We start from the raw sequence: 22,237 nt of genomic DNA on the forward strand, positions 1-22,237 counted from the left end.
ATCCAGCCATTGGCGCGGCCCCAGTAGGCTACCGACTGCCGGCCGGTAGTGCTGAACCAGCCATGTTTGTATAAGCCGGTTTGCGGGTTGTACAAATATTTGCGGAACTGCAGCACCTGTTTTACGGCATCTTCCAGGTACTGCTGCTTACCGGTGGCCTGGCTCATGATCACCAGGAAGGGTACGCTCATAAACAGGTCATCGGCCCATACCGTAAATTCAAGCGGCTCAGGGCGGCAAAAGGTACTATCCGGTAAGCGTACCTGCTTATCCGTTATATACTGCAGCAAGGGCCCCAGTAAAGTGTTATAGGCTGCAGCATCTTTTTCCTTTTGATACAAGGCGGCAAAAGGAAGGGCAGCCGCCCCTGCATCATCCAGCATGGTGCGCCGGAATACGCGGTGGTAGCTGCCCCGCCAGGCATACAAGGAATCGTATTGAAACTGAAGATTAGAATAGTTATCGAACAAGAACCGGGTATATCCTTTTACAAAGTTGCCATAAAGGCTGTTGTTTGTAGCCTGTTGTAAAGCCAGCAAGGTCCATACAGCCGTACCGTGGGAATAATGCCAGTTAGCATACGATTCCCGCTGGTAGGCTGCTGTACTGTCTATCACCAGCTCCGGCAGCCAATGTTGCGGTGCTGTTTGCCAATACGTATAGGCTCCCTGCGGGTTAAATACAGGTTGTGCAGCCTGCGTGGTATACAACCAGGGCTGCGCGCTGAATTGTACCGCGGCTTCCTCATCACCGCTAGCTGTTATTGCGCGTAAAAAAGTAACTGCCTGCGGGCTGCTATGGATCAGTATTTCATTCTTTCCTTTATGCAGCGATGCGGTAAAATATTTATTGAACGTAAAACGGTTATAGGCAATCTCTTTAGGGTTTAACACGGTGGCCCTATCCTGTTCATACACGGACTGCCCGTTGATCCATACCTGTACCGGGCCTGGGGTGGTAATGCCAAAGCGTACCAGCGTATCGGCTGTTACATTGGCAAAGCGCACCGCATAGGCGCCCCGTGGTGTTTTCAAAAAACGGGGATCGATCACCTGCATGCCTAACACTTCTTTTTGCGGTTCCCAGCTCCATTCAAAACGGGTATCTTTTATAAGCCTGCCGGCCACCTTGCAGGCCAGCTCCAATGCAGGCGCCTGCTGCGCTACCGCGGTATGCAGCAGCAATAAAGCCATGCCTAACAGGCCTGTTATTTTACTTTGCTGCATCATCGGCTTTTATGTTGGTGGATTGCTGATCCTTGATCCATACACGTTGCACGGGGTAAGCATTGCGGCTGTTGCTGATGATACCGTCCTTGCTGTTATTAATATACACCGCTGCAGGCGTGCTGCTGCTGGTTTGCACATCCAGCCCATTCAGGGTAAACTGCTGTGTTTGCGCTACCACTACACCCGGGCGGGCTTCCTTTCCTGCATTCCGCAGTGTAATGTCAGATAAGCGCACATCTTTTGCATAGCGGATAAAGAATCCATAAGATGGCAGGTTGCCGAACATAGTGGCTTCCGGGTATTCTGTTTCTTTTTCCACTACCGGCTCATACAGGTTCACCTTTGCTCCATCGCCTTTTGTTTCGATATAAATATGTTCCAGTGAAATATTCTCAAGCGGCGCTTTTGCAATACCGCTGATAGAGCAGCCTGTTTCATCTGCGCCGGTAGCGGTAATATTGGAAAGGTGAATGTTACGCGCACGGCCCGGCGCAGGTACCGGCGCATCTTTGGTATGCGGCCTTGCCCTGTTGCCTAAACGTACAAACAGCGGCACCTGCGGCCCTTCTATCACGATGTTGCTGATGGTAATATTTTCCATGATACCGCCATCCACCATTTCCAGTGAAATGCCGCTGTTACCGGCCGGCTTGCCATAAATGGTAGTCAGCTGCGCAGAGGGTTTGATCACACAATTGCTTACCGCAATATTCCTGAAACCACCGGTTGATTCTGTTCCGAACTTTAATGCATTACAATGGCTGCTGATAACGCAATTGGTAATGGTAATGTTCTCTGAGATATGCGGAGAGGTGCTTTTAATGGTAATACCATCATCATCCGAATCGCCGGTTACATTGGAAATATGCACATTCCGGCAACCGTCAATATCCATCATGTCATTATTCTTGTTAGAGTGGTTCCAGATGCGTATGCCGTCTATCCACACAAATTCACAACCCAGGTAATGCTGCATCCAGAAGGCGGAGTTACGCAGCGAGATCTCCCGCACCTTTACATTTTTACAGTTGATGAACCAGAGTAGATAAGGCCGGTCGCGGTAACGGTCCGGTTTTTTATTGGTGGTAATTACAAATGCGCCCCCCTGCCCGTCAATAGTGCCGCTGCCTTCAATGCCAACATTCTCCTGGTCCTTACAAAATATAAGGCTTTGTTTAGCCCACTCATCTCCATAAAAACGGATGCCGGCATCCTGGTAGGGATATTGTTTTGTATCGGTGTGCCCTAAAATAGTAGCACCGGCGGCCACGTGCAGGGTTACATTACTTTTCAGGTAAAGGGTGGCAGTTAAAAATCTGCCTGCAGGAAAATATACTTTTCCGCCGGTGGCAGCACAGGCGTCTATTGCTTTCTGGATGGCTTTTGTATTATCTGTTGTGCTATCCCCTACTGCACCATAGCGGGTTACATCATACCATTGCGCTTTTGCGCTGCCGGTAATGCCTATGAACAGGCAGCATAGGCACAGAGCGTGGAATATTCTTTTGGTTACGGGAAACAATTGCATTACGTTTTTCACTTTAACAGATAAAATAAGATCTGATTCGAAAATAAGCATTTTTCGGGTACGTACCCGTTTTTGATCATTTTATTTGTCCGCTGGTGTATTTAACACCTGCAGGCAATAGGTTACACTGCCGGAAATGGCCTCCCCTTCCGGCTGTATCTCCAGCTCCAGCGGCCAGGCTTTCAGCGCGGGGTAAGGCGTCCAGTAACGGGCTGCCTCCCGCCCTGCGATCCAGCGTGCCTTACCGGATAAGATCCTGAGCGCCCATTGTTTTTTACCGGCATGGATCAATATGGTATGATCATCTTTTTGCTCAAACCTCATACCTGCATATTGTATAATAGGCTCGATCACATGCACTACGGGCCAGGCATCATGCCAGGTAACGGTAATTGTTTTTTGCAGCGCGCTGTCGGTGAACAGGTAGTTCAGCTGGTACCCTACCCCGCCGGTAAGCCCGTTCTTATCTTTCAGCTCACCCGAAACCTTTATCCCATACTGGTTTTTTACTTCTTTATTGATCAATAAGCGGCTGTCAAACTCATACAGGTTGGTGAAATAACCTGCGCTATCTGTATACTCTATCCTGGGTGTAAGCGGCAGCACACCCGGCGCTTCGGGGAAGCTCATGGGCTCCGGCCGGCTGTATACCGTAGGGCTGGATGCTGTTATAAAACCATGCCCTGCGGCCCACAGATGGCTGATAGCACCACCATCCGGACGGTACATGTATTTACCTTTGGCGCCTGCCGGATCTTTATAACGGTAACCCGTGATCGTAGCCATAAATTGCTGCGTGCGCACCTCAATAACATCCAGCGTGGTAAAGTGTTTTATCCAGCTGCTGCTATCCGCGGGGATGGCTGCTAATGGCCGCGTAGCTTTGGTTTCCAGCGTATAAGCCAGCGCCAGGTTCTTGGCTTTGGCAAAGGTGGGATAAATACAGGGCGGCGTATTAAACAGCTCCGCATGCTGCGGGCCATAACCAACTAAACCACCGGTTATATTGCTGCGCAGGAACTGCAAATTGCGCAGGGAAGCATTGGCATAACGCGGATCATCATCTGCATACAAACTAAATAAAACCTGGCTGCCGTCAGAGGTGGCGCTGCCATAACCGGTCCATTTATTGGAGCGGATGCCCCAGGAAGCATCCAGCGAACCATCGGGATAAATAAAATATAAATGATTTTTCAAGGCTCTTTTTACATAACCATCCACCAATGTATCGGCCGTCAGGCGGGCGTACAGGCCCAGCCCCCATAACGACATTTCCATATCATAACCCAGGTCCACGCCCATTTTATTACCATGACTGCGGCCTCCTTCACCGTTCAGAAAGCCATCTTCATCCATTTTGGCAACGGTTCTGCGGGCCAGCTGCCGGGCCCTTTGCGTATAGGCGTGCTGGTGCAGCACCAATCCTGCTTTGGCCAGAGTGGCGGTAGTGGTGGCTACATAATTAATGCTGGCAAATTCCGGCGTCATTACCCGGTTAAGATAGGCAGCGGCTTTTTCCATGCTGCTGCGCCATTGTGCTTGTTGTGCGGTAGTTAACTGCGGGGATAATTTTTCGTAGGTCAATAATAACATTAACAGCTGGTCAGTAGTAGTGCCGGTCCATTCTTCCGGGGTTTCTTTCCAGCTGCCATCCGCCTGCTGCTGGCGGAAAAGCCAGGCGGCCGCACGTTCTGCAGCCTGCACATAACGGGCATCACCGGTAATATCAGCAGTAATTACAAAGGGATACACTGCTTCTGCTGCGCGGGTATGCCATACCTTGCAATGCGCACACCAGATGCCGCCGGCATTATTCCCGGCGCTGTCTGCAGCCTGCCGTTCCAGCAGCGCATTGGTTAAGGCTACCAGTGTGGCGGCATATTCTTTTTTTGGTGATAGTTCCTGCGCACCGGCCGGAACAGCTATTCCCGGCAACCCTGCCAGTAAAAGATATATAAGAACACGGGTCATAAGCAATTGCTGTTCACACCTGATGCCTTTATATACCCCTTACCGTTAGTTGCGGTAAAAAAGGTAGTTTTCCCTGGTGATAATATCAATAGGCATCAGGTAGTTTTTCTCTATAACATTGGAATATACCAGGTGCTGAAACAGCGTCATAATACCCCGGTATCCCTGTTCCTGCGGCTTTTCGCAGATCAGGAAATCTATATTGTCTGCTTTAAGGTGTTGTACGTTATCGGTTGTAAAATCATAACCTAACAAAATAATATCCGTACGGCCGGCAGCTTCCAGGTAACGGGCCACCAGCGATACACGGGAATTGGTGACAAAGATGGCGCCTATATTTTGTTCCTGTTTGATCAGCTTTGCCAGCTTACGCGATACCCCGGCATATTCTGTGTCCTTGGAATCCAGCGTTAGCAGCGGGTTTTCCAGCTTACGGTCTTTAAAATAAGCCCTGAACCCTTCTTCCTTACGCAAAATGGCGTAGTTGGTGCTTATTTCCCGGGCTATTTTAGCGATCACTATTTTCTTATCCCTGGCCGTGCAATAGTGTACCAGCTGCGCTGCCAGGTAACCGCTGTGAAAGCTTTCCGGTCCTATATAACACATGGCATCATAGCCCGGAATATCCGTATTAATGAGCACATACGGGATCCCGGCTTTTTTGCTATGTTCTGTAAGCTGTATTGCCGGATCCGGGAAAGTGGGCGTAAATAAAATGCCCTGCGGTTTAAAGCGGATGATCTTCTTCACCTGTTTTTCAAACGTGCTTTCATCATTCTGATCAAAATAAAAGTAGTGAATGTTCACCCCGTATTGTTTGATCTCGCTTTCCGCTTTACTGATGCCATCCCGGGGCGCCTGCCAGAACTCTGTTTCCGGGGATATCACCGGCAGCAATACCGCCAGGTTAATAGTGCCGCGGGTAGCCAGTGCCAGGCGTTGCGCCAGCACATTCGGCTGATATCCCAGCTTATCTATGATAGCCTGTATCTTAGCTTTGGTTTTTTCCGACACCCCTTCCCTGTTGTGGATCACCCTGTCAACCGTAGCGATGGATACCTGTGCAAGCCTTGCTATTTCCTTTACGCCGGCAGCAGCTTTGGCATTATTTTTCTTCATAAAGCTTCAAACGTATGTAACAAATATAGAAAAATAATCAGCCGCCCGGTTGTTAACATTAGTCTTTAGCGCTGGTATTACGCACCTCCCGCTCACCCGTATGGTCAAAGCCACGCTCCCGCTCAAATTGTATCATGGCTGCAGGCCTGAAGTTGTTAATGAAGGCACGGCGACGGTTACCCGTACTGTTACCGCGGCTGTAATGCAGCGTAGCGCCCTGGTGCCATACGCAGGAACCTGCTTTTATTTCTACCGCTACACCTTCCTTTTCTTCCGCATCGCACATCAATGCGCCACCCCCACTGCCCGCCGGCCGGTGTGTGCGAACGGGCTGTTTATGCGAGCCCGGTACATACCACATGCAGCCGTTATCCTTCACCGCATCATCCAGCGCTACCCAGCAGCTGGCGGCACGTGTGTCCGGCATGCTGATCCAATATGCGCAGTCCTGGTGCCAGGGTGTAGGCGTATTGGTGAAAGGCGCCTTATCTATCAGCATATCAAAATCCATATCCATATCGTCCCCTAACAGCTCTTTGGCAATTGCCAGCGTTCTTACATGCAATACCTCATCCAGCAATGAGGGCAGCAGCCTGCCCGGCAACATGATCTGCGTGATACGCTCGCGGGTAGCGGCAGACCGGGTGCCATCGGAAAAGCCGCCCAGGTCTGAACGGAACTTACCGGTGTTGATCTTATCATCCAGGAATTGCTGGTAGATCTCACGGTAATAACTGATCTCGTCCGGTGTCAGCAGATCGTTCATTACCAGGTAACCATCATGGTTAAAGGCTTCGATCTGGGCTGCAGTAATAACCCCCATAATATATTTTTTTTGTCCCTGTTCAAATGTACTATTGTATATTTAAGAACTATTTCAACATAGTACTCCAATACTATTTTATACATGGCAAAACGTACGGTATTAGATATTCATTCCACCGCAGAACGCCATATCATTGACTTCCGTAAATGGGGCTGGAAGGATATTGCCGTGCTGGGGAAATATCATTATAAGCAAACACGCAGCTCGCTGGATGCACACTCCCACCGGCATATGCTGGAGATCTGTTTTTGCAGCAAGGGGGAACAGGTGTATAAAGTGAACAAGGCCCTGTATAAAGTAAAAGGCGGTGAGCTGTTTGTTACCTATCCCGGTGAATTACACGGCAGCGGCGAATTCCCCGAAGAGAAAGGCGAAATGTACTGGATCATCATTAACATGGATACGCCCCGCAATGCACGGCGTTTCCTGCATTTCGAGGGTAAGCTGGCTGCTGAATGGAAACGGCAGCTGCTACAGCTGCCCCGGCACTTTAAAGGGAACAGCCGGCTGAAAACCACGCTGGAACAGGTGTTTCACCATCATGCACAAAACAGCTCCCTGCTGGATCAGATCCATGTACAGCACCTGCTGGCCGACTTCTTACTAGCTGTGATCAGCTGCTCACAATCTGCTACCGTGCGCCGGATAGAAGAACGCATGGATAAGATAGACGCCTACATCCGCGGGCACCTGGATGAACCGGCGGTATTACCTGAGCTGGCCGCGCAGGCAGGCTTATCCCTCTCCCGTTTTAAAACCTGGTTCAAAGAAGCTACCGGCACTACCCCGCTGGATTATGTACTAAAATATAAAATTCAAAAAGCGCAGGAAGCCCTGCTGAAAGGAAAGCTGTCTATTGCCGGTATTGCCTATGAAACCGGCTTTCAGAATGCCCAATACTTTGCTACCGTGTTCAAACGGTTCACAGGTTTAACGCCCGGCGCATATAAACAACGTGCAGGCGGCACTGTTAAAAAAGCTTAGCGGCAGCCATGCCATCCCACAATAAAACAATCCACAATTATATGTCAGCTAACAAAAAGATCTTAATCATCAATGGATCTGTAAGAGGCAAACAGAGTAATTCAGGACGTATTGCAGCCACAGCCCTGAGATATCTCGATGGTAAAAAAAACGTTATTACAACTATCCTTACATTAACGGATCCCATGCCGGATATAAAGGAAGTTTATAACCTGTTAGCCGAACATGACGGCTTTTTGGTAATAACCGGCGTTTATTGGAATAACTGGAGTTCACCATTGCAGCGGTTTATTGAAATAGTAAGCGTGTTTGAAAATTCTCCTGCCTTTTTCGGAAAACCGTTCACCTGTGCTGTTTCCATGGATTCGGTAGGCGGTATTGAAATTGCAGGCCGTTTGCATGCGGTATTCTCCGGTTTGGGATGCTGGAGCCCGCCCTGCTCCACGCTGGTGATATCGCGGGTTGGACAAGCAGCTGTGGATGCTACAAAAGGCACTGCAGATGATCCCAATGAAGATGTATGGCGTTTGGATGATATTAAAGTAGTGTTGGATAACCTGGTTGTATCAACACAAATAAATGGTCAATGGATTAGCTGGCCGCACGCTGAGCTTACCATAACAGATGGCCCGTGGCCGGGCACAGGCGCTGTCGACCTGGGATCGCCTAAGTTTTTGTAAGGGTTATGAGATTAGCGCTTTTCTGAGTACATTAGATCAAAGCGTCATACAATGAAGCAACTGTATTTACTGGTACTTTCCCTCTGCGGTATAACGGTAATGGCTATAGCCAAACCATTGCCCCGTATTGCCATTACCGGGCTGGCTATAGAATCCAGCACTTTTTCACCGGCATTAACCAATGAAGCTGCATTCCATGCAAAATATGGTGAGCAGATCTTTACTTCTTACCCCTTCTTTGCACCTGATTCCTCCCTGCGGAAACGGGCCGTATGGCTGCCTGCAGTAATGGGCCGCTCCTTACCCGGCGGCGCGGTTACACGCGAGGCCTATGAATCATTGGTAAAACAAACACTGGAAGCGCTGAAGAAGAACATGCCCTATGATGGATTGTTCTTTGATATCCATGGCGCCATGAGCGTGGTAGGATTGGATGATCCGGAAGGAGATCTTATTACCCGCATCCGCGCAGTGATAGGCAAGCAAACGCTTATCTCCACCTCCATGGACCTGCATGGCAACGTATCCTGGCGGCTGGCGGAAAATACAGACCTTATTACCTGTTACCGCATGGCGCCGCATGAAGATGCCATGGAAACCAAACAACGGGCCGTAACCAACCTGCTGGAAAGGCTGGAAAACGGCAAGGGCAGACCGGCATACAAAGCCTGGATCCCTATTCCCATACTGCTGCCCGGTGAAAAAACAAGCACCCGCATAGAACCCGGTAAAACCGTATATAAGGCGGTGGCGCCGGCTTCCAGGCAACCCGGTGTTATTGATGCCGCCATCTGGATCGGTTATGCCTGGGCTGATGAGCCGCGCAACCATGGCGTAGTAATGGTAACCGGCGATGATAAGGCAGCGGTGACCAGCGCTGCAGAGCAATTGGCAAAAGGCTTTTGGAATGCCCGGAAGGATTTTGCTTTTGTAGCGCCTACCGGCGATCTGAAAGAATGTTTGGATAAAGCGCTGGCCAGCGATAAACATCCGTTTATGATCAGCGATTCCGGCGATAACCCAACGGCCGGCGGCGCAGGGGATGTTACCTGGACCATTACCCAGATCCTGGCGCGGCCCGAATTTAAAAGTGAGAACGGCCCTGCATTAATTTATGCGTCCATACCCGGCCCTGAGCTGGTACAGCAGGCCCTTACAGCCGGTGTTGGCGGCCAGGTGGATGGCTATGCCGGCGCAAAGGTAGATGCACGTTTCGCACCGCCGGTACATTTAGCTGGCACCGTTACTGCTATTAAAAAAGGCGACCGGGATGCGGAGGTAGAAGTAGTGGTAAAAGTGGGCAGTGTAAGCGTGATCGTTACCCGGAAAAGAAAACCCTATCATAAGGAAAAAGACTTCACCGACCTGGACCTGCAGCCCCGCAAAGCGGCTATTGTAGTGGTAAAGATCGGGTACCTGGAGCCGGACCTGTATAATATGCGGGGCGACTGGTTACTTTCCTTAACACCCGGCGGTGTGGACCAGGACCTGGAACGCCTGGGCTATAAACGTATTCAACGGCCCATGTTCCCTTTGGATAAAGATATGCCTGAGCCGGACCTTACAGCGAAGCTGGTACCGGCTTCAGATAAAGCGAAGTAAGAAGTAGGATGCCGGATGTAGGATATAAAATGTAAGAGCCAAAGACAATGATATAAGCCAGCGGCAGCCACCAGCTTAAGCATATACCATATAACAAACATATAAAACCAGGTTCCTGATCCGCGGAGACTGCCAACCGCCCACTGCCAACTATTTTTAATTACGTAAATTTAACTTTAGTTAAAAATTCTTACCTTTTATTTCATCACCTTTACATCCATAAAATCACAGAATATGAAAAGAACAGCAAATGCCCATTGGACGGGCAATCTCAAAGAAGGCAAAGGAGAAATATCTACACAAAGCACCGTATTGAATAAAACGCAATACTCCTTTAATACCCGTTTTGGCGATGGTGTAGGCACCAACCCTGAAGAGCTGCTGGGCGCTTCTCATGCAGGATGCTTTACAATGGCTGTGAGCGCTGCGCTTACCCAGGCTGGCTTTACCGCCGGTACCCTGGATACCAAAGCTACCGTAGAACTGGATCCTGCTGCTGGTCCCAAGATCACCAATATAAAGCTGGAGCTTACCGCTTCTAAAATTGAAGGCGTATCTGAAGAGCAGTTTAAAACCATTGCCAATGGCGCTAAAGAAAACTGCCCCATTTCAAAAGCACTGAGCGCTACCCCCATCACCCTGGAAGTAACTTATCAATAATATTTCCACTACCAGGAAAAAGAAATTGCCCGGCCTGCATGAATGCGGCCGGGCAACTGTTTTATAAAATAATGGTTATATTTATACGCAGCAGTACGCTTACACGTAGCCATCTTCACTAAGGCCGGTTTCCATTGCCCGGCCGCCTGTTCATCATTGTACAGCCAGTGTTGTTGATAATTACAAAAGAAAGCACTGCTTTTAATTTATTACTCATTACAATTTTTTAAGCTTATGCCCGTAAGTGGTCCCGTTCTTATCATTGACAATGACCTGGAAGACCAGGAATTTATTGCAGCCATCCTGCAGGAAATAGATCCGGCCATTACCACAAAATGCTTTCATGACGGGCAGGATGCGCTGGTTTACCTGGTTTCGACACCCCAGCAGCCTTTCCTGATCCTTTGCGATGTTAAAATGGAAGGCATGAATGGGCTGGAACTACGTGCACATATCACCGAGAATGATTACCTCAGGAAAAAATCTATCCCCTTTGTATTCTTCAGCGATTATGCAACGCAGGGCAATGTGGCGAAGGCATATGATCTCACTGTACAGGGCTTTTTTGAAAAAGCCAATACCCATGATGGTCTAAGAGCGCAGCTGGAGCTGGTTATTAATTACTGGAAAGCCTGCCTGCACCCTAACCGCTATTTCATCACCTGATGCTTAAAGACGGGAATTGCTTATGCCAGCTTACCGCCATCTACAGCAATAGATTCCCCGGTAAGAAAAAGTGATTTGTTGGTGCCCAGGAACACAATGGTTTGCGCTACTTCTTCAGGCAGGCCGGCGCGTTGTGCAGGCACCGTGGCTAACAGCCCTGATTTAAATTCTTTGTTATCACCTACAAAACGGTTTAGCATACCCGTTTCAATAGGGCCGGGCGCTACTACGTTCACACGTACACCGGAGGAGGCTACTTCCAGCGCAGCAGAGCGGCTAAGGCCTTCCACTGCGTGTTTGCTGGCCGTGTATACAGATGCGCCTGCGGCGCCCTGCCGGCCCAGTACAGATGATACGTTGATGATGCTGCCATGGCCCTGCGCCACCATCACTTTCAGCTCATGCTTTAAGCTCAGTAATACGCCCAGCACATTGGTCTGGAAAGTGGCTTCGTAAGTTTCCGGTGTTTGCTCCACCACCGGGCCGGGGATCCCCTCTGTTCCGGCGTTATTAACGGCTACGTCTAAACGCCCGAATTTTGCAACGGTTTGCTCAACCAGGTTTTGTACATCCGCTTCTTTTCTCACATCGGCATTTATATATTCTGCGCCTACCCCCAGCTCACGCAGCTCTGCGGCCAGGGCCTGCCCTTCTGCATCACGGCGGCCGCTTACTACCACGTTAGCGCCTTCTTTGGCAAATGCAATGGCCGTAGCACGGCCTATACCGGTAAGCGCACCGGTTACCAGCACCACACTTTGTGAAAGTTCTGGTTCAGATGTTGTTTTCATTTTTTACGATTTTATTATTGTCAGAAGATATTAGTTTATCTGCAGGCGCTTTGGCCACATACGGGTGCAGGAGCTGCAGGTATGTTTCAAAACGGCGCTGATTAATGCGGTACCGGGTGGTACGGCCTTCCTTTTCTGCTATTAACAGCCCTGCATCCACCAGCTGTTTGGTGTGGTGCGAAACCGTTGACTGCGCCAGGTGTAACATATCCGTAACAGCAGCGCACTGCATCCATCCTTCTTTGCAGATGGCCTGCATAATCTCCAGCCGGTACGGATCGCCCAGGGCTTTGGATATTTTTTCAATTTCACGATTGCTCATAATACCTGCTTTGAATGGAACAACGGCTTCAACTCATTCATAAATCGAAATAAATCGATTAGTAAATCCAAAGAAAAGGGCCGGTTGTGCCAGTTACACTTTCCCCGGACCCTTTTTCACTATCCCTTATAGCTAAATATCTAAACCTGTCAATCTCTTAATTTCCACGCTGCCGCTTTTGCTGATACAAAGCTATGCAAACAAATCGACAAAACGAAATATTTCGATTAATTGGGATAAAAAATTTTACCGTTCAAACTTCCTTAAAAAATCCACATAGTCGTTAAAGCCTTCCCGGTTCACCCTATACTTCGTGCAGCGGCCATCCTTTTCCACATGCAGCAGCTCCGCATCCACCAGCTGTTTCAGGTGGTGAGAAACCGTGGACTGGGCCAGGTCCAGCATATCCATAACGTCAGCGCACTGCATCCAGTCCGGCTCTTTTTTGATGGCCTCCATGATCTTGATCCGGTAAGGATCGCTTAAGGCTTTGGAGATCCGCTCAATCCGCTTCAGGTCAAAAGATGTATTCATTGTTGCAAATTTATCGATTTATGGGCAAAAGACCAAGCCATATCAGCATCGTACTGATGTAGGATATTTTTCCTACTGACCACCATCATAGGCCAGGAAAGAACGCCGTACTAAATTGCCATGAAAACTTTCTATAAGCAATGAGAAACGGAAAAACCGGGGAGCTGATCGCGGATAACGAAAACTGGAAAAACGAGCTAAAAGTGCTGGAAGACGGCATTATACGTTTTAAAACAAGGCTGGCGGGCATCCTGGAAGCGGATCTTCAACCGTATGAGCTGGAACAGCTTGAATATTTCCAGAACAAGTTCCTGAAAATGGACGACCAGATCAGCCTGTTGCGGCATGAAGTAAGGGAGCAGCTGCACCTGCTGCAGCAGCTGTCCCAGTCCAACGGCCCCCAGCTGAAAAAGATCCTGGACCTGCAATACAGGCTGGAGGTGAAGATGATCATTATCCAGGGGAACTTTGATCTGCTGAGCGCTGAATTCAGCGGTTACCTCCAGAAAACCTTTTCTTAATACAGCAGGGTACCCAGCTTTTTTTCATTGAGGATGATGATGGCCCCATCTTTTATATCGATCAGCTTTTCCTCCCGGAAATCGCCCAGCGTGCGGATCAGCGATTCAGTAGCCGTACCGGCAATAGCGGCCAGGTTATCACGGCTGATGTCAATGGCAAACGGCCCTTCTTTTTGCCCGCTGTATTTTTTATGCAGGTGCATTAATGCTTCGGCCACTTTTTTGCGCAGGGAATTATACGCCAGGCCAAGCAGCTGCTTCTCTTTGCCGGTAATATTGCGGGCCAGCAGCCGTATGAACTGCACGGCTACTTCGTGGTTGTTATGCAGCAGCTCCTCAAAATCTTCACGGGGAATAACGGCTATTTCACATTCTTCCATGGCCTCTGCAGTTTCTTTATACACGGTTCCTTCCAGCAGGGCTATGTACCCCAGGAAATCGCCTTCGTTATACAGCTCCACTACCAGCTCTTTCCCATCCTCATTCCGCTTAAAGGTTTTTACTTTTCCTTTTTGAACATAGAACAGGTGGGCAGGATGGTTCCCTTCCATGTATATGACCTGTTTCTTTTTAAACTTATCTGTATTACGCCCTTCAGACAGCAGCTGCAGCGATTCTTTGCCGGTAGCGGCCTGCATCAGCTTATTCAATCCTTCCGGGTTAGAGGCAAATTCCTGTTTCTTCAGCAGGGCTTTTTTCAAACGGCCTTCTATAGCATGCAGCAGCTCTGTACCGCTGAATGGTTTGGTGATATAATCATCCGCGCCCATTTCCATGCCTTTACGGAAATCGGTACGTTCTGTTTTGGCCGTCAGGAAAATAAAGGGCACATCCTGCATATCATCGTTACGCTGCAGCATATGCAATACGCCGAAACCATCCAGCACCGGCATCATAATATCGCAGATCACCAGGTCGGGCTTTTCCTGCAAAGCCAGCTCCACACCCAGCTTGCCGTTTTCTGCGGTTAATACTTTATACCCGGCAAGGTCCAGGATCTCTGCTGTGTTTTCCCGGATGTCTGTATTGTCTTCTATCAGCAAAATGGTTTGCATATTAATAGCTGGCTGTTTCGTTATTTAAAGAAAAATCAATGGTAAAGGTAGTGCCTACGCCTAATTCACTTTCACAGGAAATGCGGCCGTTCATCAGCTCACTGTACTTGCTTACAATATGCAGCCCCAGGCCGGTACCCTGTATATTGCTTACATTGGCCCCGCGGTAAAACCGCTCAAACAGGTGCTGCTGGTCCTCCTGCGACATGCCTATACCATTGTCCTTTACCTGCAGCTGAAAGCTGTGAAGATCTTTTTTAGTATAAATGCCAATGGTGGCGCCGGGGCCGGAGAATTTGATGGCGTTGCCCAGCAGGTTCATGATAATATGCTTCATCAGGGAAGGGTCCAGCAATACTTCCGGGGAACCGGTGTGAAAGTAGCTGATCTCCTGCCCTTCCTTGATCATACCGTGCATTTCCTGTATAACGGTGTTAATATTATCTGCAATATCAAAGCTGCTCATACGCACCTGGATCTTACCTTCCTCGATCCTGCCTACAGATAAAAAGTCGTTCAGGATATCCGTGAGCAGGTTCACGGAGGTGACTATACGCTGTATGTGCTTGTTCCTTTTAGGCTGATCGGCCTCCGCGGCATATTGCTTTACTAAAAAAGCCGATGACAGGATGGTGCTGAGCGGGGTGCGGAACTCGTGGGATGCCATAGACACAAAGCGGGTCTTTAGCTCGTTCAGCTCCTTTTCCTTGCCCAGGGCCAAGGTAAGCTCCTCTTTGGAAAGCTCCAGCTGTTCCAGCGCTTTGCGCAGCTGCAGGGTGCGGTCCTCTACCATTTGTTCCAGCTCATTGTTCAGCCGCTCTACTTTTTCCTCTGCTTTTTTTCTTTCGGTAATATTATTTACGTAGGCGATCACAAATGCGCCTTCTTCATTCTGGTAGTGGCTCAGGCTTATTTCTACAGGAAACTCCGAACCATCCTTCCGCACGGCAAACAGGTCTAAACCTATGCCCATAGGGCGGTTCTGCGGGTGGTCATTAAAGCGGTCGCGGTGGCCTACATGCCGGCCATGCGCACGGGCCGGTATCAGCACCTCCACCTTTTGCCCGGTAAGCTCCTGCCGCTGGTAGCCAAACTGGTTCAGCGCAAAATCATTGATCAGTACAATCTCCCCTTCTTTATTCGTTACCAGTATGCCAATGCTGGCATAGTCGAACAAAGCCCCGAAACGTTGCAGCTCTTTACTTAACTGCTGCTGGTGACGGGTATCTGAAGGCAGGGTGTTAATGCGGAAAGCACAATAGTCCTTACCTGCATGCCGGAATGAAATATCATCATACAAACCGGAAAAGGTTACGCCTGCCAGGTTGGTCCACTGCCGCTCTTTTGACGTTTCGCTTTTTTCAGTACCGGGCCTGCAGATGCCTAACGCATGCTTATCCAGGATAGCCTGCAAGGCAGCATGATCTTCGGTGCCCAGCATTTTCATACCGGTTTCATTAATATACAACAGCTGCCCGCTTCCCTGCTCCCGCACAGCCACCAGCCCGGGCTCGCGCTCCAGCACAGCTGCAAAAACAGAAAGCTGGAAATTAATATCAAGATCGTGAATGGAAAAGTTCATAATAGTAAAGTAGTGTGAAAGTTACAGTTTTTTCCGGCTGTATCATTACGGTCCAAAATGCAAAGATTCCCCGGAAGGATATATGACCACGATCATTACCGCTGCTGACAACCATCATTGAGGGGCCGGCAGCAGCAGCTTACATTGCAGCGTATAAACCTTTAACCATGGAGATCTATATAAGCGAGGACGCTACCATTGCCACCCTGCAGCATGAGTTCCGGGAGGCTTATCCTTATCTGAAGCTGGAATGTTACCGGCAGCCCCACAGCGAAGGCCAGGCCTGCGCCGTAGCCGATAAGCTGCCGCCGGCAACGCCCATAGAAGAGATCCGTATGATGCACAATTTTGGCTGGCTGGATATTAGCCACCACCGTACGGCAGCAGCTGTAGAACTTGATTTTTTCCGCAAATATGGATTGAGTGTACAAATATTGCGCAAGTCCGGCGACCTGTGGCTGCAAACCACTGCCACCGATAACTGGACGCTGGGACAAATGAACGAAGAAGGAAAGCTGGCGGAAAAGAACATTTTTTACTACCCGGAAGAGCCGGTGGGATAATTTTTACCTTTTCATAATCTATGCTTTTAAAACCGGTATTGCTAAAAGGCAGCCGGTTTTTTTATGCCGTTTTTCCCCTGCCTGATAAATATCATCCCTACATATGATCCCTGTCATTGCCGCCCCTGCCCCCTCCCTTTACTTTTGAACTTATAACCGAAAGGCATGATCACTGTTGAAACCAGCTGCTACCATTGCGGCGAAACCTGTGAAAGTACACGCATTCTCCTGGACGATAAACCGTTTTGCTGTGAAGGTTGTAAGCTGGTATTTGAGCTGCTGAACGGCAACGGGCTTTGTACCTATTACCAGCTGAACGGGCAGCCGGGCGCCCCCCAACGCAGCCAGGCAAGGCCCGATAAATTTGCCTTCCTGGAAGATGAAAAGATCCGGCAGCAGCTGGTACAGTTCCGCAATGATACCCATACCCATGTTACCTTTTATATTCCGCAGATCCATTGCAGCTCCTGCCTGTGGCTGCTGGAGCACCTGCATAAGCTGGATGACGGCGTGCAGCGCGTAACCGTGAATTTTGCGCGTAAGGAAGCGCAGGTGATCTTTCAGCAATCCCAAACCTCTTTACGTAAGGTGGCCGAGCTGCTTACCAGCATTGGGTATGAGCCTTACATCAGCCTGCAGGACCTGCAGCATAAAAAACCGGCAATGAACCGGCAGCTGATCTACCAGCTGGGCGTAGCCGGGTTTTGTTTTGGCAATATTATGCTGCTTAGCTTCCCAGAATATTTTTCCGGCAGCGGCGGTATGGATACCCATTTGTTCCGTTACCTGAACCTGCTTTTATCCTTGCCGGTGTTCCTGTACAGCGCCCAGGCATTTTACCGTTCCGCCTGGGGCGGCCTTAAACACGGGTTCATGAATATAGATGTGCCTATTGTGCTGGCCATTATAGTCACCTTTACCCGGAGCCTTATTGATATTGGCACCAACAGCGGAGCAGGATATTTTGATGCCATGACCGGCATTGTGTTCTTTATGCTGGCAGGGCGTGTGCTGCAGGATAAAACCTACCAGGGCCTTTCCTTTGACCGGGATTATACCAGCTATTTTCCTATAGCCGTTACCGCTATACGCGGTAAAAAGAATGTACCCGTTGCCCTGCCGGATATAAAGGAAGGAGAAACCTTACTGATCCATAACAATGAGCTGGTACCGGCAGATGGCATCCTGGTAAAAGGCAGTGCGCTGATCGATTACAGCTTTGTAACCGGCGAGGCCGATCCTGTGCCCTGCCTTACGGGAGATCTTATTTATGCCGGCGGCCGGCAGCTGGAAGGCAACATACAGCTGCACACCATTAAAGCTGTAGCGCAAAGTTACCTCACCAGCCTGTGGAACCGGCAGGAGCTGCAGCAGGACACGCACAAGCAACCCTCTTTCATACACCTGCTGGGCCGCCATTTTACCTGGGTGGTGCTGGGCATTACTGTGTTAACAGCCGCCTGGTGGGGTTTTCATGACCCGGCAAAAATATGGCCATCTGTAACGGCTATACTGATTATTGCCTGCCCCTGCGCCCTGCTGCTGGCAGCATCCTTTACCAACGGGCATATTTTAAGCATCTTAAGCCGGCACAAATTGTACCTTCGTAATGCCGCGGCCATTGAAAGGCTGGCCGCTACAGATCATATTGTATTTGACAAAACCGGCACGCTTACCGACAAGCAAAAAGCTGTTACTGTTTTTAACGGGCGGCCGCTTACCCGCCATGAACGGCTGCAGGCAGCAGCTTTGGCAGCACAATCCACCCACCCGCTAAGCCGCATGGTGCGCGACTTTTGCGGCAGTAACCATATACCTGTAAAAGATTTTGAACAGGTAACGGGTATGGGTATCAGCGGTACGGTTATGAAAGATACCATCCGCCTGGGCAATGCAGCTTTTACCGACGCAGCGGGTATTGCCGCTACAAACGGCAGCGTGGTATACCTTTCCATTAACGGGCAGGTACGCGGCTATTTCAGCATCCGCAACGGCTACCGCAGCGGCATCCAATCCTTAATACTGCAGCTGCGGAAAAAATATCAGCTCACCGTACTTTCCGGCGACCATGCACGGGATGAAAGCACCCTGCGCAAGCTCATGGGAATAAAGGCCACCCTGCGTTTTTTACAACAGCCGCAGGATAAGCTGGATCATATACTGGCCCTGCAGGAACAGGGACAGCGCGTGCTGATGGTTGGCGACGGGCTGAATGATGCCGGCGCTCTGAAACAAAGCGATACCGGCATTTCCCTTACTGAGGACAGTAACAACTTTACCCCTGCCAGCGATGGCATTTTAGCAGCCGCTAACCTGCCGTTGCTTCCCCACTATATACAATTATGTAAAACCAGCAAACGCATTATACTCACCAGCTTTATTTTCTCGCTGGTATACAATTTCACCGGTTTGTTCTTTGCCGTACAGGGCAAGCTATCCCCCCTTACCGCAGCTATTTTAATGCCCGCCAGCTCCATCAGCATTATACTGCTTACCTGGAGCCTGAGCGCAGTGGCCGGCAAAAAGCTGCACCGTAAAGCATTACAGCTCACAGCTGACGAAGATCAGTCATTTGCCTGCGCCAGGTCATAGTGGCCGCAGCCCGGGCATGCTAATTTTGAACTGTTCAAAAACACATATCCATGAGTGTTATCATACTGTTGCTGGGGGCCAGTCTTACCGTAGGGATCATTTTCCTGGCAGCCTTTTGCTGGGCCGTAAAAAGCGGGCAATTCGAGGATGACTATTCGCCCGCCCACCGCATCCTGTTTGATGAGCAGGCAAACGATCAACAACCATAACCGGATAAAACAACAAGCTATACTTATGTCTCTGGAAAAGTTTTCTTATGACAACCGCACCGTAAAATGGTTTGCTTACGCTGCTACCTTCTGGGGCCTTATAGGCATGCTGGCGGGGCTTTGGATAGCCCTGGCGCTGGCATACCCTCCCCTGAACCTGGGTTATGCGCCCACTACTTTCGGGCGTTTGCGGCCGGTGCATACCAATGCCGTGATCTTTGCTTTTGTGGGCAATGGCATTTTCATGGGCGTGTACTATTCGCTTCAGCGCCTGTGCAAAGCCCGTATGTTCAGCGACCTGCTGAGCAAGCTGCATTTCTGGGGATGGCAGGCCATTATAGCCGGCGGCGCGCTTACCCTGCTGTTAGGTTATACTACCGGTAAAGAGTATGCGGAGCTGGAATGGCCTTTTGATATAGCCATTACCGTGGTATGGCTCATATTCGGCGCTAATATGCTGGGTACCATTTTACGGCGCAGGGAAATGCACCTGTACGTGGCCATCTGGTTTTATATAGGCACCTGGGTAGCTATAGCCATGCTGCATATTGTAAACTCCTTTGAGCTGCCCATATCGCTGTTTAAAAGCTACAGCTGGTATGCCGGTGTGCAGGATGCGCTGGTGCAGTGGTGGTACGGGCATAATGCCGTAGCCTTTTTCCTTACCACGCCTTACCTGGGCCTCATGTATTATTTTATTCCCAAAGCGGCCAACCGCCCTGTTTATTCCTATAGGTGGTCCATCATACATTTCTGGGCGCTCATATTTATTTACATATGGGCCGGGCCACATCACCTGTTATATACTGCCTTACCGGACTGGGCGCAATCATTGGGTACGGTGTTTTCCATCATGCTCATTGCGCCCTCCTGGGGCGGTATGCTCAATGGCCTGCTTACCCTGCGCGGCGCCTGGGACCGCGTGCGGGAAGATGCTATCCTGAAATTCTTTGTAGTAGCGCTTACCTGTTATGGCATGGCCACTTTTGAAGGCCCTATGCTGTCGCTGAAGAACGTAAATGCGGTGAGCCACTTTACCGACTGGACCATTGCACACGTGCATGTAGGTGCGCTGGGCTGGAACGGCTTTCTCACCTTTGGCATCCTGTACTGGTTAATGCCCCGCATTTTTGCCACACAGCTGTACTCACGTAAATGGGCCAACGCGCATTTCTGGTTAGGCACCCTGGGTATTATCTTTTACGTAATACCAATGTACTGGGCCGCTTTCACACAGAGTATGATGTGGAAAGAGTTTACAGCAGAAGGCCAGCTGAAATACCAGTTCCTGGAAACAGTAACCACCATTGTGCCTATGTATGCGCTGCGTGCCGTTGGCGGTATGCTATACATCAGCGGTGTGGCGCTCATGATCGTGAACCTGGTAAAAACCATCCGCAGCGGCACCTTTGTAGCCGATGAACCTGCAGAAGCAGCGCCCCTGCCTAAAACAGTGCCTGCAGCTGCACATGGCAAAACACACTGGCATAACTGGATTGAGCGCAGGCCCCTGCAAATGGTAGCCTTTAGCCTGGTAGTAGTAGCGATTGGCGGTATTATAGAGCTGATCCCCACCTTCCTGGTGCGCAGCAATGTGCCTACCATTACCAGCGTAAAACCCTATACGCCGCTGGAGCTGCACGGGCGCGACATCTACATCCGGGAAGGCTGTTATACCTGCCACTCGCAGATGATACGCCCCTTCCGCGATGAAGTAGCGCGTTACGGGGAATATTCCAAAGCCGGCGAATTTGTATACGATCATCCTTTCCAATGGGGCTCCAAACGTACCGGGCCTGACCTGGCGCGTATCGGCGGCAAATATCCTGATAGCTGGCATTACAACCATATGCTGGACCCGTCTTCCATGTCGCCGGGTTCTATTATGCCCTCTTACCCCTGGTTAATGGACGACCGGGTGGATAAAAGCGCTACCCCGGCCATGATCAATGCCATGCGTAAGCTGGGTGTGCCTTATCCTCATAAATATGAGCTGCAGGCCAATGCAGATATGGAGAAACAGGCAAAGGAAATAGCCGCTTCCCTGAAAAAAGATAAGCTGGAAACACCGCCGGACCGCGAGATCGTAGCATTGATAGCCTACCTGCAAAGAGTAGGAAGGGATATTAAGGAAGCGCCGGCTAAAACCGCCATGAAATAACTTTAAAACAAACCGCATGAAATTCATCAATTACCTGCAGAGCATTACCGGTGTAAGCGTGTACCCGTTAACGTCATTGCTCCTGTTCACCATATTTTTTACCGTGGCCAGTATCTGGGCATTCAGGGCAGATAAAGGAATGATGGATCACGTAAGCCGTACACCATTAGACCATGATGATTCTCAAAGCCTATAAACACATTTGTATATGAACAAAAAGCTGCTCTGTTTTTTATACCTGCTGCTGCCAGGCAGTATTACACCGGTGCTGGCGCAGGGGCCGCCACAGCCCTCTTCCCTGTTGGATAATGCAGTAGCGCAGGTATTGCTGGCCGTGATCTTTGGTTTGTTCATTGCCATTGCCGTGCTGGGAAATGTAGTGATACAGGCCATGGACCTTTACCGGGAGCGTATTAAAAAAACTACTGACAAAACATTACTGCTCATTGGCATTACCATCACCGGCTGTTTATTCAGCAGCAATACTATGGCCCAGTCTGCGCCGGCGCCTGCGGTGAAAGAAACCATTAACGGGCTTTCCGCCACTGCGTTCTATGTGCTTACATCCGTAATAGCGCTGGAGCTGCTGGTAATACTGGTATTGTTATATGCCCTGCGCATACTGGCCGGTATTGAATCCAA

Annotated in this window: 22 protein-coding genes; 12 read left to right on the forward strand and 10 right to left on the reverse strand. The window is 49.7% G+C overall.

Going from position 1 to position 22,237, the window contains the following annotated elements; translation table 11 throughout:
- The 5 genes from VIM87_RS09015 to VIM87_RS09035 form a co-directional block, all read right to left on the reverse strand.
- A partial coding sequence (locus VIM87_RS09015) for a glycoside hydrolase family 88 protein (protein WP_331996665.1) occupies positions 1-1,229 on the reverse strand: 1,229 nt, incomplete at its 3' end.
- Complete coding sequence (locus VIM87_RS09020) at positions 1,213-2,757, reverse strand: glycoside hydrolase family 28 protein (protein ID WP_331996666.1); 1,545 nt, start codon at positions 2,755-2,757, stop codon at positions 1,213-1,215. The genes VIM87_RS09020 and VIM87_RS09015, both read right to left, overlap by 17 nt.
- 81 nt (positions 2,758-2,838) lie before the next feature.
- Positions 2,839-4,728, reverse strand: coding sequence for a hypothetical protein (locus VIM87_RS09025; protein ID WP_331996667.1), 1,890 nt, complete (start codon positions 4,726-4,728; stop codon positions 2,839-2,841).
- A 45-nt stretch (positions 4,729-4,773) separates the two neighbouring features.
- Entirely contained in the window at positions 4,774-5,847 is a 1,074-nt protein-coding gene (locus tag VIM87_RS09030; RefSeq protein WP_331996668.1) for a LacI family DNA-binding transcriptional regulator, read from the reverse strand.
- A 58-nt stretch (positions 5,848-5,905) separates the two neighbouring features.
- The gene (locus VIM87_RS09035; protein WP_331996669.1) at positions 5,906-6,670 is read right to left on the reverse strand and encodes a phytanoyl-CoA dioxygenase family protein; all 765 of its coding nucleotides are present in this window, start codon (positions 6,668-6,670) and stop codon (positions 5,906-5,908) included.
- An 84-nt stretch (positions 6,671-6,754) separates the two neighbouring features.
- On the opposite strand from VIM87_RS09035, the gene VIM87_RS09040 reads away from it, so the two are divergent.
- From VIM87_RS09040 to VIM87_RS09060, 5 genes are all read left to right on the forward strand, one after another.
- Positions 6,755-7,657, forward strand: coding sequence for an AraC family transcriptional regulator (locus VIM87_RS09040; protein ID WP_331996670.1), 903 nt, complete (start codon positions 6,755-6,757; stop codon positions 7,655-7,657).
- A gap of 41 nt (positions 7,658-7,698) precedes the next feature.
- Positions 7,699-8,337 carry an NAD(P)H-dependent oxidoreductase gene (locus tag VIM87_RS09045; protein ID WP_331996671.1) on the forward strand — a complete coding sequence of 213 codons (639 nt, stop codon included), beginning with the start codon at positions 7,699-7,701 and terminating at the stop codon, positions 8,335-8,337.
- 51 nt (positions 8,338-8,388) lie between these two features.
- Positions 8,389-9,939 carry a M81 family metallopeptidase gene (locus VIM87_RS09050; RefSeq protein WP_331996672.1) on the forward strand — a complete coding sequence of 517 codons (1,551 nt, stop codon included), beginning with the start codon at positions 8,389-8,391 and terminating at the stop codon, positions 9,937-9,939.
- A 234-nt stretch (positions 9,940-10,173) separates the two neighbouring features.
- Positions 10,174-10,599 (forward strand): OsmC family protein, encoded by a 426-nt coding sequence (locus VIM87_RS09055; RefSeq protein ID WP_089908652.1) that lies wholly within the window; start codon positions 10,174-10,176, stop codon positions 10,597-10,599.
- Between the two features lie 234 nt (positions 10,600-10,833).
- Positions 10,834-11,265 (forward strand): response regulator, encoded by a 432-nt coding sequence (locus VIM87_RS09060; RefSeq protein ID WP_331996673.1) that lies wholly within the window; start codon positions 10,834-10,836, stop codon positions 11,263-11,265.
- Positions 11,266-11,285: 20 nt separating this feature from the next.
- Here the strand turns inward: VIM87_RS09060 and VIM87_RS09065 are convergent, their stop codons facing one another.
- The 3 genes from VIM87_RS09065 to VIM87_RS09075 form a co-directional block, all read right to left on the reverse strand.
- Entirely contained in the window at positions 11,286-12,056 is a 771-nt protein-coding gene (locus VIM87_RS09065) for a glucose 1-dehydrogenase (RefSeq protein ID WP_331996674.1), read from the reverse strand.
- Entirely contained in the window at positions 12,040-12,378 is a 339-nt protein-coding gene (locus VIM87_RS09070; protein WP_331996675.1) for a metalloregulator ArsR/SmtB family transcription factor, read from the reverse strand. The genes VIM87_RS09065 and VIM87_RS09070 overlap by 17 nt, the downstream gene beginning before the upstream one ends.
- Before the next feature lie 246 nt (positions 12,379-12,624).
- Complete coding sequence (locus VIM87_RS09075; RefSeq protein WP_331996676.1) at positions 12,625-12,912, reverse strand: metalloregulator ArsR/SmtB family transcription factor; 288 nt, start codon at positions 12,910-12,912, stop codon at positions 12,625-12,627.
- A gap of 140 nt (positions 12,913-13,052) precedes the next feature.
- Between VIM87_RS09075 and VIM87_RS09080 the strand changes: the two genes are divergently transcribed.
- Positions 13,053-13,433 carry a hypothetical protein gene (locus tag VIM87_RS09080; protein WP_331996677.1) on the forward strand — a complete coding sequence of 127 codons (381 nt, stop codon included), beginning with the start codon at positions 13,053-13,055 and terminating at the stop codon, positions 13,431-13,433.
- On the opposite strand, the gene VIM87_RS09085 is transcribed toward VIM87_RS09080, so the two are convergent.
- Together VIM87_RS09085 and VIM87_RS09090 are read right to left on the reverse strand one after the other, a co-directional pair.
- Positions 13,430-14,488 (reverse strand): response regulator, encoded by a 1,059-nt coding sequence (locus tag VIM87_RS09085; RefSeq protein WP_331996678.1) that lies wholly within the window; start codon positions 14,486-14,488, stop codon positions 13,430-13,432. The two genes, VIM87_RS09080 and VIM87_RS09085, sit on opposite strands and share 4 nt — an antisense overlap.
- Position 14,489: 1 nt before the next feature.
- Complete coding sequence (locus VIM87_RS09090; RefSeq protein WP_331996679.1) at positions 14,490-16,070, reverse strand: PAS domain-containing sensor histidine kinase; 1,581 nt, start codon at positions 16,068-16,070, stop codon at positions 14,490-14,492.
- Positions 16,071-16,237: 167 nt separating this feature from the next.
- Between VIM87_RS09090 and VIM87_RS09095 the strand changes: the two genes are divergently transcribed.
- The 6 genes from VIM87_RS09095 to VIM87_RS09120 all read left to right on the forward strand — a co-directional run.
- Positions 16,238-16,633: a hypothetical protein gene (locus VIM87_RS09095; RefSeq protein WP_331996680.1), complete on the forward strand. Its 396-nt coding sequence runs from the start codon at positions 16,238-16,240 to the stop codon at positions 16,631-16,633.
- A gap of 165 nt (positions 16,634-16,798) precedes the next feature.
- Entirely contained in the window at positions 16,799-19,225 is a 2,427-nt protein-coding gene (locus VIM87_RS09100) for a heavy metal translocating P-type ATPase (RefSeq protein ID WP_331996681.1), read from the forward strand.
- A gap of 50 nt (positions 19,226-19,275) precedes the next feature.
- Complete coding sequence (ccoS, locus tag VIM87_RS09105; RefSeq protein WP_331996682.1) at positions 19,276-19,434, forward strand: cbb3-type cytochrome oxidase assembly protein CcoS; 159 nt, start codon at positions 19,276-19,278, stop codon at positions 19,432-19,434.
- A 25-nt stretch (positions 19,435-19,459) separates the two neighbouring features.
- Complete coding sequence (gene ccoN, locus VIM87_RS09110) at positions 19,460-21,595, forward strand: cytochrome-c oxidase, cbb3-type subunit I (RefSeq protein WP_331996683.1); 2,136 nt, start codon at positions 19,460-19,462, stop codon at positions 21,593-21,595.
- A gap of 16 nt (positions 21,596-21,611) precedes the next feature.
- Positions 21,612-21,791, forward strand: coding sequence for a CcoQ/FixQ family Cbb3-type cytochrome c oxidase assembly chaperone (locus tag VIM87_RS09115; protein ID WP_331996684.1), 180 nt, complete (start codon positions 21,612-21,614; stop codon positions 21,789-21,791).
- 12 nt (positions 21,792-21,803) lie between these two features.
- The coding region (locus VIM87_RS09120) for a hypothetical protein (protein WP_331996685.1) at positions 21,804-22,237 on the forward strand (434 nt) is incomplete at its 3' end.

This window comes from Chitinophaga sp., assembly GCF_036569125.1.
Classification (GTDB): Bacteria; Bacteroidota; Bacteroidia; order Chitinophagales; family Chitinophagaceae; genus Chitinophaga.

Excerpts from the sequence above, each read along its gene's own strand:
- VIM87_RS09020 (WP_331996666.1), bottom strand. The coding sequence starts at position 2,757 with ATGCAATTGTTTCCCGTAACCAAAAGAATATTCCACGCTCTGTGCCTA.
- VIM87_RS09025 (WP_331996667.1), bottom strand. The coding sequence starts at position 4,728 with ATGACCCGTGTTCTTATATATCTTTTACTGGCAGGGTTGCCGGGAATA.
- VIM87_RS09030 (WP_331996668.1), bottom strand. The coding sequence starts at position 5,847 with ATGAAGAAAAATAATGCCAAAGCTGCTGCCGGCGTAAAGGAAATAGCA.
- VIM87_RS09035 (WP_331996669.1), bottom strand. The coding sequence starts at position 6,670 with ATGGGGGTTATTACTGCAGCCCAGATCGAAGCCTTTAACCATGATGGT.
- VIM87_RS09040 (WP_331996670.1), top strand. The coding sequence starts at position 6,755 with ATGGCAAAACGTACGGTATTAGATATTCATTCCACCGCAGAACGCCAT.
- VIM87_RS09045 (WP_331996671.1), top strand. The coding sequence starts at position 7,699 with ATGTCAGCTAACAAAAAGATCTTAATCATCAATGGATCTGTAAGAGGC.
- VIM87_RS09050 (WP_331996672.1), top strand. The coding sequence starts at position 8,389 with ATGAAGCAACTGTATTTACTGGTACTTTCCCTCTGCGGTATAACGGTA.
- VIM87_RS09055 (WP_089908652.1), top strand. The coding sequence starts at position 10,174 with ATGAAAAGAACAGCAAATGCCCATTGGACGGGCAATCTCAAAGAAGGC.
- VIM87_RS09060 (WP_331996673.1), top strand. The coding sequence starts at position 10,834 with ATGCCCGTAAGTGGTCCCGTTCTTATCATTGACAATGACCTGGAAGAC.
- VIM87_RS09065 (WP_331996674.1), bottom strand. The coding sequence starts at position 12,056 with ATGAAAACAACATCTGAACCAGAACTTTCACAAAGTGTGGTGCTGGTA.
- VIM87_RS09070 (WP_331996675.1), bottom strand. The coding sequence starts at position 12,378 with ATGAGCAATCGTGAAATTGAAAAAATATCCAAAGCCCTGGGCGATCCG.
- VIM87_RS09075 (WP_331996676.1), bottom strand. The coding sequence starts at position 12,912 with ATGAATACATCTTTTGACCTGAAGCGGATTGAGCGGATCTCCAAAGCC.
- VIM87_RS09080 (WP_331996677.1), top strand. The coding sequence starts at position 13,053 with ATGAGAAACGGAAAAACCGGGGAGCTGATCGCGGATAACGAAAACTGG.
- VIM87_RS09085 (WP_331996678.1), bottom strand. The coding sequence starts at position 14,488 with ATGCAAACCATTTTGCTGATAGAAGACAATACAGACATCCGGGAAAAC.
- VIM87_RS09090 (WP_331996679.1), bottom strand. The coding sequence starts at position 16,070 with ATGAACTTTTCCATTCACGATCTTGATATTAATTTCCAGCTTTCTGTT.
- VIM87_RS09095 (WP_331996680.1), top strand. The coding sequence starts at position 16,238 with ATGGAGATCTATATAAGCGAGGACGCTACCATTGCCACCCTGCAGCAT.
- VIM87_RS09100 (WP_331996681.1), top strand. The coding sequence starts at position 16,799 with ATGATCACTGTTGAAACCAGCTGCTACCATTGCGGCGAAACCTGTGAA.
- ccoS (WP_331996682.1), top strand. The coding sequence starts at position 19,276 with ATGAGTGTTATCATACTGTTGCTGGGGGCCAGTCTTACCGTAGGGATC.
- ccoN (WP_331996683.1), top strand. The coding sequence starts at position 19,460 with ATGTCTCTGGAAAAGTTTTCTTATGACAACCGCACCGTAAAATGGTTT.
- VIM87_RS09115 (WP_331996684.1), top strand. The coding sequence starts at position 21,612 with ATGAAATTCATCAATTACCTGCAGAGCATTACCGGTGTAAGCGTGTAC.